The following is a 15305-nucleotide window of genomic DNA, read 5'->3' as shown; positions in this document are numbered from 1 at the left end:
GTTAGCTACTGAGGAGTAAAAAACATGATTTTTTACTCCTCAGATTGCAGCATCTATTCGCAATCAGGAAGCGATATTGTGACGAATTCTCACCAACTATAACGCAAGCTCGCCAACAACGTGCGGCGATCGCCGTAAAAACAGTTGCCGCCGTAACAGGTCGTAAAATAATCCTTATCGAGCAAATTGTTCATATTCACGCCCAAGCGCAGACCGTGCAAACGGCTGTCCAACTTGCCCAAATCATAATGCACCGACGCATCCACTAAAACGTATGAGGGCGTTTTTTGGCTATTGCTCAGGTCGCCGTAATTACCGTCGGCATAGCGTAAGCCACCGCCCAAACCCAGGCCAGCGAATTGCCCGCGCGGCTGCGTGTAATCGAGCCACAGTCCGGCTTGATGTGCAGGCGTATAAGTCAGCCTGTTGCCTAATTCCGAGGTAATCGTGGATTGCGTCACTTTCGTATCGGTGTAGGTGTACGAAGCGACCGCATCTAAGCCGATGCCGAAGTGAGCCTTGCCCTCCAATTCCAGACCTTGAGAACGCACCTCGCCGGTTTGAAGGCTGTAACCGGCATGGCTGGGTTCGGGGTCGTTGGTCAGTACATTTTGCTGGGTCAGATGAAACCATGCGGCAGTCAACAGCGCGTTATAACCGGGCGGTTGGTATTTCACGCCGACTTCGTGCTGCTGCCCAGTAGTAGGCTTAAAGGTTGCGCCGTCAAAATCCGTACCCGCCGCTGGCTCAAATGATTCGGAATAACTGTAATAAGGCGCTACGCCTACATCGAAGAGATAACTTAAGCCGGTGCGGTAAGTGAAGGCTTGGTCATCTTGCGGTGTTGCGGACTTGCCGTTATTGACTGTTGTCGCTGTCGCCCAATCGTAGCGGACGCCCAAGGTCGCCAACCATCGCCCTAGCCGGATTTGGTCTTGTCCGTATAGGCCAATCTGGTCTTGTTGCTGGCGGCTTTTACTGGTCAATGCAGGCACTTCAAAAGCATTGCCGTACTGTGGGTTATAAATATCCAAAACCAGTTCCGGCACTTCAAAATCGGTGAATCCGCGCCGCCGCTGTGCGGTAAAGTGGCGGAAATCCAAGCCCGTCAATACGGTATGCCGCAAGCTACCGGTATTCATGTCGGCTTGCAGCTGGTTGTCCAGCGTGAAGGTTTGCGCTTGGTCTTGATAAGCCGCGCCATAGCGGTTGATGGCGCTCATCCCGCTATTGACGAAACTGCCGCCCGGAATGAGACGACCCGCATCATAATCAAAGCCATAATAATAATCGGGATAAATGCCGTGATAAGTGCTGCTGATGTCGGCATAGCGCAGGTTTTGCCGCGCCTTGATAGCGGAATTGAACTGGTGTTCCAAAGCATAACCGACGGCAAACTGTTCGCGCTGGTAGCTATCAAAATTAGGCTCTCCCAAAAAACGGTTGCTGGGAATCTTACCGTTTGGGTTGGGCAACACCGTGCCTTCATACGGCAAAAACTGCATGGCATTGCCGGTTTCATCCTTTTGGTAATGGCTTAACAATGTTAATGAGGTCTTCTCATCCGGCTTCCAGGTAAAACTGGGCGCGATGTAATAGCGGTCATCTTCGACAAAATCCACCTGCGTATCGCTGCCCCTGCCCAAACCCACCAAGCGGTACAGCAAATCGTCGCGACCATCGACAGGGCCTGCGAAATCAAAACTGCCTTGCACCCGGTCAAAACTGCCGCCCAACAACTGTACTTCATGGAACGGCTGTTCGGTCGGGCGTTTGCTGACCATATTAACCAAGCCTCCGGGCGGGTTTTGCCCGTACAGCACCGACGACGGCCCGCGCAGCACTTCGATGCGCTCCAGGCCATAAGGGTCAACCCGCAACTGGGCGTAACTGCTGCTGGCACTCATCAGCCGGGTGCCATCCAGATATTGCGTGCCTTCAAAGCCGCGCAGATTGAAATAATCATCGCGGGTGCTGGGGCCAAACATGCCGCTGACCACGCCCGGCGTATACGCCACGGCTTGGGTGATGCTCTGTGCCGCACGCACTACGAATTCATCTTGGTTGATGACGCTGATCGATTGCGGAGTTTCCAGTAAGGGTGTGTCAGTTTTGGTGGCACTGCTGCTTTCAGCAACAGTGCCGCTTTCTTCCTCTGGTTTGGCACTGGGTTTAGCTTTTACCGTCACCGTCGGTAAAATGGCCTCGTCCACAGGTTCTGCAGCCAAGGCTACTAAGGGTAAACACAGTTGTAAAAAGCTAACAATGGCTGTCAGCTCGTTATTTTTGTACAGAATAGCCATCGCCAAAACCTCATTTTAGCCACAGTAAGGCTGCCTGGCGAAGTGCTAGGTGGCTGGTCAAAAGCAATCAACTTAGTGTGTTTTTAAAACACATCGGATACAAACCATAATCGGTACAGACAATGCCAGCCAAGATAGGGCATCAGCAAAGCCATCACCAAGCAAGGCGCTGATGAGGCCGCCTGTACTGAGCAAAGCCAGTGCTATTGGCATTGCCCACAGTTTTACTAGGGGCGATTGAGTTTTCATAAGCTGCACTGATCTGGCTTGCCAAATCGGCTTGCCATTCGCTCGGCATACGGCAGTTTGCGTTTTTTCCACCATAACACCAAGCCACTGACCAGCAACCAAATCGCTAAAGCATCCAGTAATGCCCAAATGATTTTTAAGGGCAAACCACCATAATCGCCAAAATGCAGCGGTTTGGAAATTAACAATGCTGTGACATAGGCGGGCAATTCCGCAGTCGCCACGGCGCGGCCTGTATGCGCGTCAATCAATACCGGGGTCAGTAGTTTCGAGGTTAATGGCGTTGAACCTTGCAAATAAGCGACAAAATGTGATTTTCCGGCAAACGAGTTACCTGGGAACGCCAAAAAACTGAGGGTTTTGTCGGCATCCACCGTGTTGGCAGCCAATACTACGGTTTGCACCGAAACCTGTGCGCTTGAAGCTGGTGGGACTTGATAGGCTTGAAGCATCTGTGCCAGTTGCTCGTTTTGCCATTGGCTGAATATCGGCGTTGCCAAAGTGTTAACCACGCCCGTAAAGCCCACCACCAAGAACCAAATCAAGCTCACGATGCCGATCAAATTATGCCAATCCAACCAAAGCAAGCGCGACGATTGCCGATAACGCACCGTACCAAAAGCCAGTTTCCGCATAAAGGGCGCATACAAAACCACGCCAGATACCAACGAGACCATTAACAACACCCCCATCAAACCTAAAAATAACGTTCCCCACAGTCCGGCGAACAAATCAACGTGCAGTCTGAGGATAATATTCATCAGTCCGGTATCCAGCGGGTACTCGCCCAGTAACGCGCCAGTTCGGGCATCAAAGCTATAAAACGCGCTCGCTTCATTCGCCGCCACGGTTTTGCCCATGCGGACAAACCACACATCCTTTTCGTCAGCATCGGTACTTAAAAATTGCACGGCATCCTTAGGCCGCAAACGCTGGGCTGCCGAGACAATCGTATCGACACTGACACGCGCCTGCGTTTCCGGTCTGTCCGGCGGACTCACGCGCCTGCCGAGGGCTTGGTCGATTTCATCGGCAAAAATCAGCGGCAAACCTGTCAGGCATAACAACAGCATGAATAGCGTGCAAATCAGGCTAGTCCATTTGTGGATGCAAGCCCAGTGTTTAAGCGACAACATCAGAAATTGTACTTAATCGAACCCGTCACTACACGCCGTGGCCCGAAGGTGACAAACTCGCCGCCGCTAGTGAAAGCAGTGGCGACGTATTCTTCATCTAAAGCGTTTTGCAAATTGACGGCAAAGGTAAACGGCTTGAAGTTGTAATGCACGGCGGCATCGAACAACACCACATCAGGCACTTTAATGGTGTTACGCGCGCCAAAACTGCTGCCGTAAGAATTGCCGATATAACGTGTGCCGCCGCCAAGACCAAAGCCTTTGGCAACGCCTGTCGGGATGGTGTAATCCGCCCAGAGTGTGGCTTTGTGGTCGGGTGCGTATTCCAACGGTTCGCCAACTTCGTCGGCAAACGAGCTTTTGGTCACTTCCGCTTCCATGTAGGTGTAGCTGCCTGTCAAATTCAAACCATTGCCCAAGCTGGCAAGACCTTCCAGTTCCACACCACTGGAATGGGCCTGACCGCGTTGGACATCATTAAAAGTGGTGGGATCGGTGGTTAAAAAGTTGTCGCGGGTCAAATCGAAATAGGCCAAGGTGATGAAACTATCGACATTTTTGGGTTGGTATTTAACGCCGAATTCATACTGCTCGCCTGTTTCCGGTTTGAAGGTATTGCCGTTGACATCAGTACCAATAGACGGCAAGAAAGATTGCGCGTAGCTGAAATAAGGTGCGAGACCATTATCAGCGGCATAAACCAAGCCTGCACGTCCGGTGGCTTGGTCATCGCTTTGTGTGGTTACTTTGCCGTTCAGGCGATTAGTGGCTTGGTTTTCCGCCATGTCATAACGCCCACCCAACATCACCCGCCAGTTTTTATCGACATTCACTTGGTCTTGCAAATACAAGCCCGTTTGGTCTTGGACGACTTCGGCATTTTTAAAAACGGGTGCGGCAGCAACTGTCGCGCCATAGATCGGATTGAAAATGTCTAAGCTAGGTGCGCTGCCAAACGTTTGTAAGGAATGGGAATCAACATGCTGGAAGTCGATGCCCGATAACACCGTATGCCGCACACTACCCGTGGCGAATTTGAATTGGGCTTGGTTATCAAGGTTAAAACCTTCTACTTTGCCGAAACTTTCATACAACGCGCGGCTGACTGTGCGTTGGTCGGCAAGCAATGCAGTTGGGTAAACGGTGCGGTCATCGACATCATTATTGTAATAACGCGCATTTTGCCGGAAGCTCACCACTTGGTTTAAGTGGTGTTCCAGCAAATAACCCAAAGCAAATTCTTCGCGCTGATAGGTATCAACATTGGGCTCGCCGTTGAAGCGGTTGGTTGGGATGCTGCCGTTAGGATTGGCTTTTAACGTGCCTTCTATGGGATAACGCTGCGAAGCCCGCGTTTTATCTTTTTGGTAATGCGACAAAAACGTCACCGTGGTGTTATCGCTAGGTTTCCATGTTAAAGCTGGAGCGACATAGATGCGGTTGTCGGGTACATAATCGACTTGTGTATCGCTGTCGCGTACCAGTCCGGTCAAACGGTAGGCCAAGGTTTTTTCTGAATTAACTGCCCCTGAGAAATCCCATTCACCTTGCAAACGATCAAAGCTACCTGCTTCAAATTTGATTTCGCGGAATGGGTCGAAAGTCGGGCGTTTGGAGACATAATTGACCAAACCGCCAGCACTGGCTTGCCCGTACAACACCGAAGCTGGGCCGCGCGGCACTTCCACACGTTCTGCGCCGTATGGCTCTAAGCTGTAGCCGATGGCAAAACCGGGGTTGATGAGTTTTAAGCCGTCACGGTACAACCCGGAGGTAGTCGCATCGAAACCGCGCATCCGTATCCATGTAAAGCGCGGTTCAAAACCAAAGGTTTCGCTTTGCACACCGGGGGTGTAACGCAAGGCTTCCGCCATCGTGCTGACATTTTGCGCTTCCATCTGGGCGTTGGTTACAACCGAAACCGATTGCGGCGTTTCCAGCAAAGGCGTGTCGGTTTTGGTGGTTGCGTTTGCCGTTTTGGCGACATAACTGTTGGGTTTCTTAGGCTTTACGCTGGCGGCTTGGACTTTAACATCTTCCAAAACGGCTTCCGCCTCGCCGTTATCGGCTGCACTCGGTTCAGTAGCATAGACCTCACCAACTAAAGCCATACCCAGTGCAACGAATATCCCTATTTGCAATTTTATAGGGGTTGTTGAGTTATTCATCATTTCCTCGCAGGTTTGCGTTTTAATAATGCTGCCTGGCGGAAATGCTGGGTGGCTGAAATTATATTTATTTAAGGCTGGTTTTTAATAACGCCGGTATCCTGAAAAACCAAGCCAATGCCGATAGGGAAAAAACTGTTGCAATCGGTATTGATATAAGCAATCTCACAATCCAGATTAAGACATTCGCCATGACGGCAAATTTGCACTGATGTTAAGTCGCACCATTCACAGTTTTTAGTCCACGTATCCGGCAGCTCCAAAAATGCCCCTTCTGATGAAAGGCTACCGACCAATCCTCTATGGATAATGCCATCCAAAAAAAACCAGTAATCGATTAAGCTAGATAAATCTAAGTATTTATTAAGGTTTTGTTGTATTTTGAGTCTATTCATATTTTGGCCCTGCCCTTCTGTTGCTATTAAAAAGCAGCTTTTGCTTATTTGTCTGTGTTGGGTGCGGCAACAAAACCCATCCGGCTAACCCCCGCTTCTGCCGCATCAGCCAAGGTTTCCGCCAACAAACGGTACGGTACGGTTTGGTCGGCGCGGATATGCACTTCCGGTGCGGGCGTTTGGGTGGCGATTTGCCTTAGGCGTTGTTGGAATTCAGGACGTGATACGGGCGCGTCATTCCAAAACAATTGCTGGCTGCTGTTGATGCTGACGTTAATCGCTTCCGGTGGTTCGGGTTGCGCCGCGCCGTTGGTTTTCGGTAAGTCGATTTTTACGGTGTGCGTCATCAACGGCGCGGCGATCATGAAGATGATTAACAGCACCAACATCACGTCGATCAACGGTACCATGTTGATTTCCGCCACCGGATGCGTGTTTTTGTTTTGGTCAAAGCCACCGAATGCCATCACTCACCTGCCGATTGCTGCGGCACGGTAGCGCCTGTGGTTAAGAATGCAAACAGATCATGGGCAAAGGTGTCGAGTTTTGCCAAGGTCAGGCGATTGCTGCGCGAGCAATCGTTGTAGGCCAACACGGCAGGGATGGCGACAGCCAAACCCAAGCCGGTCATAATCAAGGCTTCGCCGACCGGCCCGGCGATTTGGTCTAACGTGCCTTGTCCGCCTTTGCCGATACCGATCAGCGCGTGGTAAACGCCCCAAACGGTGCCGAACAGGCCGACAAACGGCGCGGTGCTGGCGATAGAAGCCAATGCCGTCAAACCCCATTCCAGCTTGGCGGTTTCTTCGTCGATGACGCGGCGCATGGCGCGAGTGAGAAATTCCGCCGCCGATCCGGCTTCGTGCAAACGCTGCGCGGCGTGGTTGGCATGATGCCGGGCAGATTGGATGGCGTGGAAAGTCAGCAGCGCGAAAGGCTCATGGGCGCGGGTTTGTGACAAGTGCTTGGCGACATCGTCCAACGAAGCCGCCGCCCAAAAATGCGCCAAAAAGCGTTGGCTGCGGTGATGGTTGATCCGGCCTTGCCAAGCTTTGACGAGGATAAAAAACCAGCTCGCCATCGACATCGCCAACAACAAAGCAAATAAGGCTTTGCCCACGCCATCGCTTTGGGCGAAAAAATGCTGTAAATCCATACTTATCCCTCCAAATAAAAGGCGACGGGCACGACCACCCAAGCCGCTACTTGTACCGCGCCTTGCTGGGCAGGCACAAACCGCCACTGCTTGACGCTGCTTAGCGCGGCTTCGTCTAAGCGTTGATAGCCACTGCTTTTACGCAACACCACTTGCTCGACTTTACCGTCGGTGCTGATTTTGGCGCGCACCAACACGCGGCCTTGTTCGCCTTGTTCGCGGGATTCGGGCGGGTAATCGGGCGCGGGGTTATGCAGATAATCGGCGTTTAGATGCGGCAAAGTGACGGGTTCGGCGGCAACTGGCGCGGCAGGCGCGCTTGACGGTGCAACTTGCGCCGTAGTGCTGACTGGCTTAGGTTCAAAGCGCGGCAAAGAGGGCAACAGACTGGGTGCTGCTACGGAACGGTTTGCTTGACGGCTGGCAATCAAGTTTTTGGCTGGTTTTGCTAAGGGCTTGGGAAGCGTTTTAGCCTGCGCTTTGGACTTAGATTGTGGTTTAGGTGGCGTTTTCACATCCGGCTTTGGGCTGGGTGCAACTTGCGCCACTGGTGCTGGCAGCCAAGACACCGTCAGCACGGTCGGTTTTTGGGCTGGCGGTTCTGCATCACTGTAGATCGCGTTGCTAAGCCATAGACCATGCAAAGCAATGGTCGCCGCAATCGCCAACGCATAACCACCCTGACGGCGAATTGCCGAACCTTTGGGTGGCGCGGAATTCAGCAGCGGACGCGCTGGGACAACCGTCAACACAGGACGGCAGGGGTTCAGCGTTTCGGTCTGCACCGGAAACGGCACGATTTTTAAGGCAGGTCTGGACATCGCCATCTCTCATGATTGCATGGTAGCGTGGCTGGCTGCCTGGCGGCCTGGCTCGATAGAGCTGGGGGCTGGGTGGCTTGCGGGGTGCTATTTGGTTAAGATCAATTTGCCGTTGCTGGTAATTCGCAAACGGTATTCTTCATTATTGTGTTCGATGACCAGCTCTTGCTGATTGCCGAACAATTCGCCGCTGCTGACGCGTCGGCGGCCTGGCGCATTTTCTTGCTCCAGAATAACGATACTGGGTAAGTTGTTAGTGGTATTTTTCATAGTTGCGGCTGGAAACGTTAATGGAATTTAGCCGTCCGTACCCGTGCTTTTTGTTGATCTAACAACTGCGCGGTAATTTTCTGCCAATGGTCGAGCAATAACAGATAGGTATCACGGCTGGAGGCGGTTTCCGCCAATTCCGGATGGCTAATCAATAAATGCAATTGCTGGACGATCCGGTGCGCCAGCGTGGGGCAATGGTGACCGTTGATAAAGTCGGTCATGGCAAGACACGTCGCCGCATGCAGCAGCGCCAAACCATCTTGCCCAGAAGCGGGGGATTGTTGTTGCATAAAATCACCGATCAATACGTCATCACAAAAAAAGTCTGACGCACCTTGATTCATACGCCAGACGATTGTGGGCGAGAGGTCAATCATCGCTTGCATTAAATGATAATGATTCGCATTTAAAAACACAAGGGTTTTTGTCGGTAATTTTTCCTAAATTTTATTCGGTTGAGTTTTAATCAGAGGAAAGCGCTCTCGCCTAGCGTGTCTGACAAGATTTCCCTTGTCTTACAAAGTTCTATTAAATCAACAGCCAAGCAGATCAATCTCTTAACAATTTTTAGGGCTATCCTATTACCCACCGATTCGCCGTTGCTTACGTTAACAAACGATGCCGCCACGCATAGGCGGTGGCTTGGGTGCGGTCGGTCAAATACAGCTTGGACAAAATATTGCTGACATGGGATTTCACTGTTTTTTCGCCAATGCCGAGCTTCTCGGCAATCAGCAGATTGGCAAGCCCTTGGGCCAGCAACAACAAAACCTGCATTTCGCGGTCACTGAGCGCGTCATGCAGGGCGCGGTCACTGCGGCGGCGCGACATCGCGCCCATTAACAAAGTGGCAATGCGCGGGCTTAAGGTGCTTTCGCCGCGTCCGGCCGCGCGGATGGCCGCCACTAATTCATCCGGGTCAGTGTCTTTCAACAGATAGGACAATGCGCCCGCCTGAGTGGCCTCAACCACGGTTTGCTCGGTTTCAAGCGACGTGAGAATCACGATATGGGTGCGGGGACTTAATTTTTTGATGCACTTGGTGGCTTCAATACCATCCATATCCGGCATGACGATGTCCATCAAAACCACATTGGGCAACAGCACTGCCGATAACTCAACGGCTTCCCTGCCACTAGCGGTGGTCGCCAGCATTTTAATATCCGGTGCAGATGACAATAAAGCAGTCAGGCCGCGACAAACCACGCCGTGGTCGTCAGCAGCAATCAGGGTGATAAAAGGTTCCGGATTAGGTGATTCTAAATAATGTGTCATTGTCGTTTTCCCTCCCAAGTCATTGCAATCGCCGTCCCTAGATTTTCTGAGGTTTCGATGGAAAATGTGCCGGCGGGAAGCGAGGCGGCACGCTCGCGCATGGATACGATGCCCGATCCCAAAGTGGGCTGCGTTGGCTTGAAGCCTCTGCCATCATCTTTTATCAGCAACTCAAAATGGCTTGCAGACTGGGCTAAATGGATAAAAACCTGCGTTGCATTGCCGTGCCGTATGGCGTTGGTGACGCTTTCTTGAACCACGCGGCTGAGTACAAAAAACTGGCTGTCCGGCAGCCTTAAATCCGGCGCAACGATACAGGGAATACGCACATTAAATTTGCGTTCGAGGTTTTCGCATAAAATTTTTAGGTTCATCGCAGTACCCTCCTGTTGCGGGCCGATCATCCGCAATTCCGAAATGACCCCTACCAACTGTTCTTGCGCCTGTTTCAAAATAGACCTTGATTCAAGGAGGTTTTGTTTGGCTTCGCCTAAATCCGGTGCTTTGGCGTTAATGGCTGCCAGTTGCAGCGACAGCGCGAACAGGTTTTGTTTGACAGTATCATGTAACTCCCTCGCCATACGGGTGCGCTCGTCTTGGATCGCCGCCTCTTGTTTCAAGCCTAGCAATTCCTTCAACTGCCCCGCCATCTTATTTAAGTGCTGGCTATGCTCAGATAATTCGTCGGCCTCGCTATCCATAATGCGCCGATCCAAATCCCCTTCACGCCAAGCACTACTGACTGAGGTGATATGCCGTAAGCGCCGCACCAGATTTATTGAGGCCAAGTACCCGCTCAGCACAATACAGAGAGTGATGACATAGGGTATGAGTGCCGAAATCCAATCTTCATCACTGTTGAATTTCTTGGCGAGGCTGAATTTTGCGGTAACGATTAGGGCTACACGCCCTTTTGAGGTCGGATCACGGGAACTCAGCGGGATATTGATATATACAGAATGGGGCAAATGTTCAGGGACAAAGGCTTCGCCGCCAGCAACAGCGGCCCGATGTGCCGTTAATAGGGTGATGATGCTTTCGTCGGCACTGTCCATGCGTTGTGTAATAGGATGGTCATGGTCATCAAACACGACAAAACTTGCCGTTGGGTCACTGGACACACGGATGTGGTCGGCTACGGAATTGTCGTCCAAATTTTCCCTCATCATCAAGTCATCAATAATCTCAGGGGCATCAGCAATATCTTGGCTAGCCAACACCCCGATTTCTATCAGTCGCCTTAAGGGTTTGATGCGTTCGGTCACTGTTGCCAATAAAGCGGCAGGCTGCATCGCCTCGCTAAAATGCCGGTAATGGATCATGATGTCAAAAGCCGACATCAGCGATTTAATGCCAAATACGGCACATACTGTATAGACGATAGTCAGCTTAAACCAAAAACGTTGGGTAAAGGCCGGGCGATAGATGGTGAGAAATTTTTTCATGCTATCAATATAACGTAAAACCCTTGCCTTTACTTCCGCCCTAAGATGTGATGCCACTCCGCCTTAAGGCGGATTTTTATACCCGCCCCAGTACCGTTGTTGAATCTAGGCCAGTCCGTAAAATGCTTGCCAAGGGCATCTTCGCCCTATGCGCACAATCACCTGCGTAGTTTTTTCTAAACGATTACTTAAAGGTCAAGGCCATGAAATTTAACAACTCCCCTACCTGCATTGCCGCCAGCACACTAGTTTTATTGAGCGCTTGCGCTTCAGCCCCGACCCCGAACGCCGACGCTAGGGACCCTTATGAACGCTGGAACAGAAAAGTCTACTCGTTTAACCAAGTCGTCGATGGCTATGTCCTGAAACCAGTGGCGAAAGGTTACGACTGGATCATGCCCGATTTTGCCAACCAAGGCGTAACGAATTTTTTTAGCAACATTGACGATATAAGCGTCATTGTCAATTCAACCTTACAAGGGAAACTTGCCCAAGCAGGTTCCGATAGTGCCAGGCTGGTGGTCAATACCACCGCAGGGGTAGCAGGTTTGTTTGATGTGGCAAGCCGAATAGACCTGCCCAAACACGAGGAAAATTTCGATAAAACCTTAGGTTCATGGGGCGTGGGCAAAGGGTCTTATTTAGTGCTGCCGATTTTTGGCCCCAGCTCAACCAGAGGCCTTGCCGGTACTGCGGTTGACATGACAGCCAATCCTCTGCAATTCATGGGCTTAGGGACAATCAGTATGGTCGATGTGGTCGATAAGCGTTCCGATATGCTGCCGATGGATAAAATCGTCGATGAAGCGGCAACAAAAGACCGTTATGTGTTTTTCAAAAACATGTACTTGTCGGGAGACGAAGACCCTATGGGAGAATTAAGTGACGGAATAAATAAAAAATGATGGCCTTGACTGCTCCCAAGCTCTAGTTTCACTGCCATTAGGTTAAGAAGGGCTTGGGAACGGGTACAAACCTATCCATGCGGAACCGCTTCCAAAATTGAAGGGTATATGAAACTAAACCAACTAATAAAAAGCTGTCTCTGGATAGTGTTAGCGGACAGCTATTGGACGGAGCCATTGGCATTGGCGAGCGATGCCGACCAGCCCATCACCATCGACTCCAACACCGCAACCTACGATGATGTTAGTGCCACCAGCACTTACACGGGCAATGTCATTTCCACCCAAGGCAGCATTAATATCCTTTCGGACAATCTGGTAATCCATTTTGTGGAAGGCGAAGTGGATAGATTGGTGTTTACCGGAAAGAAGGCGAAATTTAGGCAAATGCCCAATCCAGGTGCAGACAACATCACCGGAGAAGCCTTAACAGGCGAGTATTACCCCAAGAAAAATCTGTTGGTGTTGATTGATGGCGCGATTGTCCGGCAAGGCAATACTACACACACCAGCGACCTGATCGAATATGACTCTATGGGTGCCATTGTGAAAGCGGGTGAAAAAACCTCCGATGCCAAACGAGTCCACAGCGTATTCCAGCCTAAACAAAAAATGGCAAACAATAATGTTCCCATTTTTTAGCCCAGTTTAACCGTCCGCGCCACTGACAGCAGTTTATGTTTTAGAAATAGCCTGTGCGCCACACAATCATTGAGACAAGCATCGGCACACTTAGCGCTCATACTCATTTCAACAATGTCTATTGAAATTCCCATCCGGCTTTTTTAGCAAAAGGCCTCAACACATATTGAGCCTAAATTTTAGGCTGAGGCAAAATTGCTTGAAAAAATTGACAATCAATCGTTTGATTGAAATAATCACAATCAATCGTTTGATTTAATTTTTCCACGCCTACACCCAACCACAGCCATGACCAAATCCCCCGACACGCCAGACACCCCAAACGCCCGCACTTGCTTGGTGATGGCGGCGTTAAAAATCTTCGCAGAAAAAGGTTTTGAAGCCGCAACCACGCGCAGTATTTGCGAATTGGCGGGGGCGAATATTTCTGCGATCCGTTATTACTTTGGCGATAAAGCGGGGTTGTATCGGGCGGCTTATACCGAACCGATGTGCGATGCGCCTTGCCATTCCAATTTTGAAACCTTCGCCAAACTACCGTTGCCGGAAGCGTTGCGCTTGTTTTTCCGCGAGTTTTTGGAGCCGTTAAAAAAAGGCGAGGAATTGCGTTTGGCGATGAAATTGCGCTTTCGGGAAATGATTGAACCGACGGGCGTGTGGCAGGAAGAGATTGATGCGGAAATAAAACCCCAACACGAAGCTTTGGTGCTGATGCTGAAACAGCGTTTTGGTTTGGCGGAAGTCGATGACGATTTGCAACGGCTGACGTTTTCCATCATCGGCATGGCGGTGCATTTTTATGTCGGGCAAGACATCGTCGATAGCATTGCCCCGCATTTGTTGGCAACCCCCGAAGACATCGACATTTTGGCAGATCGGCTAGCGGCTTACGCCATCGCCATTATTGACAGTGAAGCACAACGCCGTATTGGAGCTTAAGCATGAATAGACCCAAAAATGTAGGGTGGGCAGCGCGGTTTTGCCCACCAACCATACGTGGAAATGGTGTACCCAAAGGGCATAAAGGCAGAAAAGCGTTGCCCACGCAAGCATTATTAATCGCTTTGCCTTTGCTGCTGTCCGGTTGCGGTATCCAAAGCGGCTGGTTGACTACCGTCGGCCCGGAATACCAAGCGCCCACGCCGCCGACTGAAAAGCAATGGCAAGCACCACCGCCAGCACTAGCGCATCAAGGTAAATTGACCGAATTGGCGCAGTGGTGGGAGCAATTCCACGATCCGGTGTTAAGCCGTTTATTGGCGGCGGCGCAAGCGGAAAGCGCCAGTGTTGCCAATGCCAAGGCGCGTATTGAACAGTCGCGCTCTAGCTTGGTCGGTACCGATTCGCAATTTTTGCCGAGTTTGGACGCGGGGTTAAACGCCTCCCATTCGTCGTTTTCGTTCGGACAAGCGCCGTCCATCCGCAACCAATATTCCTTTGATGTGCAATCCAGTTGGGAGCTGGATTTGTTCGGCGGTTTGGCGCGCCAGCAAGAAGCCGCGCGCAGCCAATTGGCTTCGCGCACAGCAGCTTGGCATGATGCGCGGGTGGCGGTGGCGGCGGAATTGGCGAATGCTTATCTGGCGCAACGTTATTGCGAGGCGCAGGTGCAGCTGCGGCAACACGATGCCGACTCGCGGCAAGCGTCGGCAAAATTGCTCGATCTTGCCGCCAGCGCGGGATTTCGCAACAGCGCCGATGTCGCCCTTGCCCATGCCAGTGCCAGCGATGGCAAAACCGCGTTGTGGCAACAACAGGCGCAATGCGACCGCTCGGTGAAAAGTCTGGTGGCGATGACCGGATTGGCAGAAAAAGACTTGCGGCAGTTGTTGGCGCAAAGCACCGCCAGCTTGCCCAAGCCGCCTGAGTTTGCCATCAACGCCGTGCCCGCGCAAACGGTGTTGCAGCGGCCTGATGTCGCCGCCGCCGAGCGCGATATGGCGGAAGCCAGCGCCAAAATCGGCGCGGAACAAGCCAAACGTTATCCCAAATTGAGCTTGTCCGGCAACATCACGCCCGTGTTGCAAAACGTCAACGGTTCGGCGTTGACTTTGGCGGAAACCTGGTCGTTTGGGCCGTCGCTGAGTTTGCCGTTGTTTGATGCCGGCAAACGCGCCGCCAATGTCGAATCGGCAAAAGCCAATTACATCGCTACTGTTGCCCAGTTCCGCAGCACAGTACGCACGGCGGCAAAAGAAGTGGAAGACGCGTTAGTGCGTTTGGCGAGTGTCGATCAGCGTTTACCGCAAACCCGCTCCGCCGCCAAAGATTACCAAACCAATTTCCAATCCAGCCAGCAGTTGTATCAAGCAGGCTTGGGGAATTTGTTGGACGCGGAAACTGCGCGGCGTACACAAGTGGCGGCAGATTTGGCGGTGAAGGATTTGGAACAGGAGCGCGTCGCCGCTTGGATTGCTTTGTATCGGGCGGTGGGTGGTGGGTGGCAGGCGCAAAAATAGGGGAATCAAAAATCATGATTTTTGACTCCAGAATGGGCTTGTCGAACCCTGAGCGAAACACATCGTTCCCACGCTCTG

16 protein-coding genes are annotated in these 15305 nt (G+C 51.5%); 4 read left to right on the top strand and 12 right to left on the bottom strand.

The genetic code is table 11. The features are described from left to right. Nucleotides 1–89: 89 nt before the first annotated feature. From ACYQ1O_RS07130 to ACYQ1O_RS07075, 12 genes are all read right to left on the bottom strand, one after another. Nucleotides 90–2303: a TonB-dependent siderophore receptor gene (locus ACYQ1O_RS07130; RefSeq protein WP_459990970.1), complete on the bottom strand. Its 2214-nt coding sequence runs from the start codon at nucleotides 2301–2303 to the stop codon at nucleotides 90–92. Between the two features lie 72 nt (nucleotides 2304–2375). Further along, nucleotides 2376–2552, bottom strand: a complete 177-nt coding sequence (locus tag ACYQ1O_RS07125; protein ID WP_459990969.1) for a hypothetical protein — start codon at nucleotides 2550–2552, stop codon at nucleotides 2376–2378. Continuing rightward, nucleotides 2549–3688 (bottom strand): PepSY-associated TM helix domain-containing protein, encoded by a 1140-nt coding sequence (locus tag ACYQ1O_RS07120; RefSeq protein WP_459990968.1) that lies wholly within the window; start codon nucleotides 3686–3688, stop codon nucleotides 2549–2551. The genes ACYQ1O_RS07125 and ACYQ1O_RS07120 overlap by 4 nt, the downstream gene beginning before the upstream one ends. Continuing rightward, complete coding sequence (locus ACYQ1O_RS07115; protein WP_459990967.1) at nucleotides 3688–5856, bottom strand: TonB-dependent siderophore receptor; 2169 nt, start codon at nucleotides 5854–5856, stop codon at nucleotides 3688–3690. Before ACYQ1O_RS07115 ends, ACYQ1O_RS07120 begins: the two co-directional genes overlap by 1 nt. A gap of 71 nt (nucleotides 5857–5927) precedes the next feature. After that, on the bottom strand, nucleotides 5928–6251 hold the full coding sequence (locus tag ACYQ1O_RS07110; protein ID WP_459990966.1) for a hypothetical protein: 324 nt from the start codon (nucleotides 6249–6251) through the stop codon (nucleotides 5928–5930). A gap of 44 nt (nucleotides 6252–6295) precedes the next feature. Further along, nucleotides 6296–6718, bottom strand: a complete 423-nt coding sequence (locus tag ACYQ1O_RS07105; protein ID WP_459991443.1) for an ExbD/TolR family protein — start codon at nucleotides 6716–6718, stop codon at nucleotides 6296–6298. Next, nucleotides 6718–7407, bottom strand: a complete 690-nt coding sequence (locus tag ACYQ1O_RS07100; protein ID WP_459990965.1) for a MotA/TolQ/ExbB proton channel family protein — start codon at nucleotides 7405–7407, stop codon at nucleotides 6718–6720. The genes ACYQ1O_RS07105 and ACYQ1O_RS07100 overlap by 1 nt, the downstream gene beginning before the upstream one ends. Before the next feature lie 2 nt (nucleotides 7408–7409). Next, the gene (locus ACYQ1O_RS07095; RefSeq protein ID WP_459990964.1) at nucleotides 7410–8228 is read right to left on the bottom strand and encodes an energy transducer TonB; all 819 of its coding nucleotides are present in this window, start codon (nucleotides 8226–8228) and stop codon (nucleotides 7410–7412) included. 87 nt (nucleotides 8229–8315) lie between these two features. Beyond that, nucleotides 8316–8498 carry a hemin uptake protein HemP gene (gene hemP / locus ACYQ1O_RS07090; protein WP_459990963.1) on the bottom strand — a complete coding sequence of 61 codons (183 nt, stop codon included), beginning with the start codon at nucleotides 8496–8498 and terminating at the stop codon, nucleotides 8316–8318. Nucleotides 8499–8515: 17 nt separating this feature from the next. After that, complete coding sequence (locus ACYQ1O_RS07085) at nucleotides 8516–8791, bottom strand: hypothetical protein (protein ID WP_459990962.1); 276 nt, start codon at nucleotides 8789–8791, stop codon at nucleotides 8516–8518. Nucleotides 8792–9104: 313 nt separating this feature from the next. Then, nucleotides 9105–9776, bottom strand: coding sequence for a response regulator (locus ACYQ1O_RS07080; protein WP_459990961.1), 672 nt, complete (start codon nucleotides 9774–9776; stop codon nucleotides 9105–9107). Continuing rightward, nucleotides 9773–11221, bottom strand: a complete 1449-nt coding sequence (locus tag ACYQ1O_RS07075) for a sensor histidine kinase (protein ID WP_459990960.1) — start codon at nucleotides 11219–11221, stop codon at nucleotides 9773–9775. Before ACYQ1O_RS07075 ends, ACYQ1O_RS07080 begins: the two co-directional genes overlap by 4 nt. Nucleotides 11222–11424: 203 nt before the next feature. Here ACYQ1O_RS07075 and ACYQ1O_RS07070 point away from each other — a divergent pair, with 203 nt between their 5' ends. The 4 genes from ACYQ1O_RS07070 (at nucleotide 11425) to ACYQ1O_RS07055 (ending at nucleotide 15227) form a co-directional block, all read left to right on the top strand. Continuing rightward, nucleotides 11425–12126, top strand: coding sequence for an MlaA family lipoprotein (locus ACYQ1O_RS07070; RefSeq protein WP_459990959.1), 702 nt, complete (start codon nucleotides 11425–11427; stop codon nucleotides 12124–12126). Nucleotides 12127–12234: 108 nt separating this feature from the next. Beyond that, nucleotides 12235–12768 carry a lipopolysaccharide transport periplasmic protein LptA gene (lptA, locus tag ACYQ1O_RS07065; protein ID WP_459990958.1) on the top strand — a complete coding sequence of 178 codons (534 nt, stop codon included), beginning with the start codon at nucleotides 12235–12237 and terminating at the stop codon, nucleotides 12766–12768. 288 nt (nucleotides 12769–13056) lie between these two features. Further along, the gene (locus ACYQ1O_RS07060; protein WP_459990957.1) at nucleotides 13057–13707 is read left to right on the top strand and encodes a CerR family C-terminal domain-containing protein; all 651 of its coding nucleotides are present in this window, start codon (nucleotides 13057–13059) and stop codon (nucleotides 13705–13707) included. A 2-nt stretch (nucleotides 13708–13709) separates the two neighbouring features. Beyond that, complete coding sequence (locus ACYQ1O_RS07055; protein ID WP_459990956.1) at nucleotides 13710–15227, top strand: efflux transporter outer membrane subunit; 1518 nt, start codon at nucleotides 13710–13712, stop codon at nucleotides 15225–15227. Nucleotides 15228–15305: the final 78 nt, after the last annotated feature.

The organism is Methylosoma difficile, assembly GCF_054657615.1.
The sequence above is the reverse complement of the archived record's forward strand: the minus strand, read 5'-3'. Positions and strand labels throughout refer to the sequence as shown.

Bases quoted from the DNA above. Each gene is read 5' to 3' on its own strand.
- ACYQ1O_RS07130 (WP_459990970.1), bottom strand. From the start codon at position 2,303: ATGGCTATTCTGTACAAAAATAACGAGCTGACAGCCATTGTTAGCTTT.
- ACYQ1O_RS07125 (WP_459990969.1), bottom strand. From the start codon at position 2,552: ATGAAAACTCAATCGCCCCTAGTAAAACTGTGGGCAATGCCAATAGCA.
- ACYQ1O_RS07120 (WP_459990968.1), bottom strand. From the start codon at position 3,688: ATGTTGTCGCTTAAACACTGGGCTTGCATCCACAAATGGACTAGCCTG.
- ACYQ1O_RS07115 (WP_459990967.1), bottom strand. From the start codon at position 5,856: ATGAATAACTCAACAACCCCTATAAAATTGCAAATAGGGATATTCGTT.
- ACYQ1O_RS07110 (WP_459990966.1), bottom strand. From the start codon at position 6,251: ATGAATAGACTCAAAATACAACAAAACCTTAATAAATACTTAGATTTA.
- ACYQ1O_RS07105 (WP_459991443.1), bottom strand. From the start codon at position 6,718: ATGGCATTCGGTGGCTTTGACCAAAACAAAAACACGCATCCGGTGGCG.
- ACYQ1O_RS07100 (WP_459990965.1), bottom strand. From the start codon at position 7,407: ATGGATTTACAGCATTTTTTCGCCCAAAGCGATGGCGTGGGCAAAGCC.
- ACYQ1O_RS07095 (WP_459990964.1), bottom strand. From the start codon at position 8,228: ATGTCCAGACCTGCCTTAAAAATCGTGCCGTTTCCGGTGCAGACCGAA.
- hemP (WP_459990963.1), bottom strand. From the start codon at position 8,498: ATGAAAAATACCACTAACAACTTACCCAGTATCGTTATTCTGGAGCAA.
- ACYQ1O_RS07085 (WP_459990962.1), bottom strand. From the start codon at position 8,791: ATGCAACAACAATCCCCCGCTTCTGGGCAAGATGGTTTGGCGCTGCTG.
- ACYQ1O_RS07080 (WP_459990961.1), bottom strand. From the start codon at position 9,776: ATGACACATTATTTAGAATCACCTAATCCGGAACCTTTTATCACCCTG.
- ACYQ1O_RS07075 (WP_459990960.1), bottom strand. From the start codon at position 11,221: ATGAAAAAATTTCTCACCATCTATCGCCCGGCCTTTACCCAACGTTTT.
- ACYQ1O_RS07070 (WP_459990959.1), top strand. From the start codon at position 11,425: ATGAAATTTAACAACTCCCCTACCTGCATTGCCGCCAGCACACTAGTT.
- lptA (WP_459990958.1), top strand. From the start codon at position 12,235: ATGAAACTAAACCAACTAATAAAAAGCTGTCTCTGGATAGTGTTAGCG.
- ACYQ1O_RS07060 (WP_459990957.1), top strand. From the start codon at position 13,057: ATGACCAAATCCCCCGACACGCCAGACACCCCAAACGCCCGCACTTGC.
- ACYQ1O_RS07055 (WP_459990956.1), top strand. From the start codon at position 13,710: ATGAATAGACCCAAAAATGTAGGGTGGGCAGCGCGGTTTTGCCCACCA.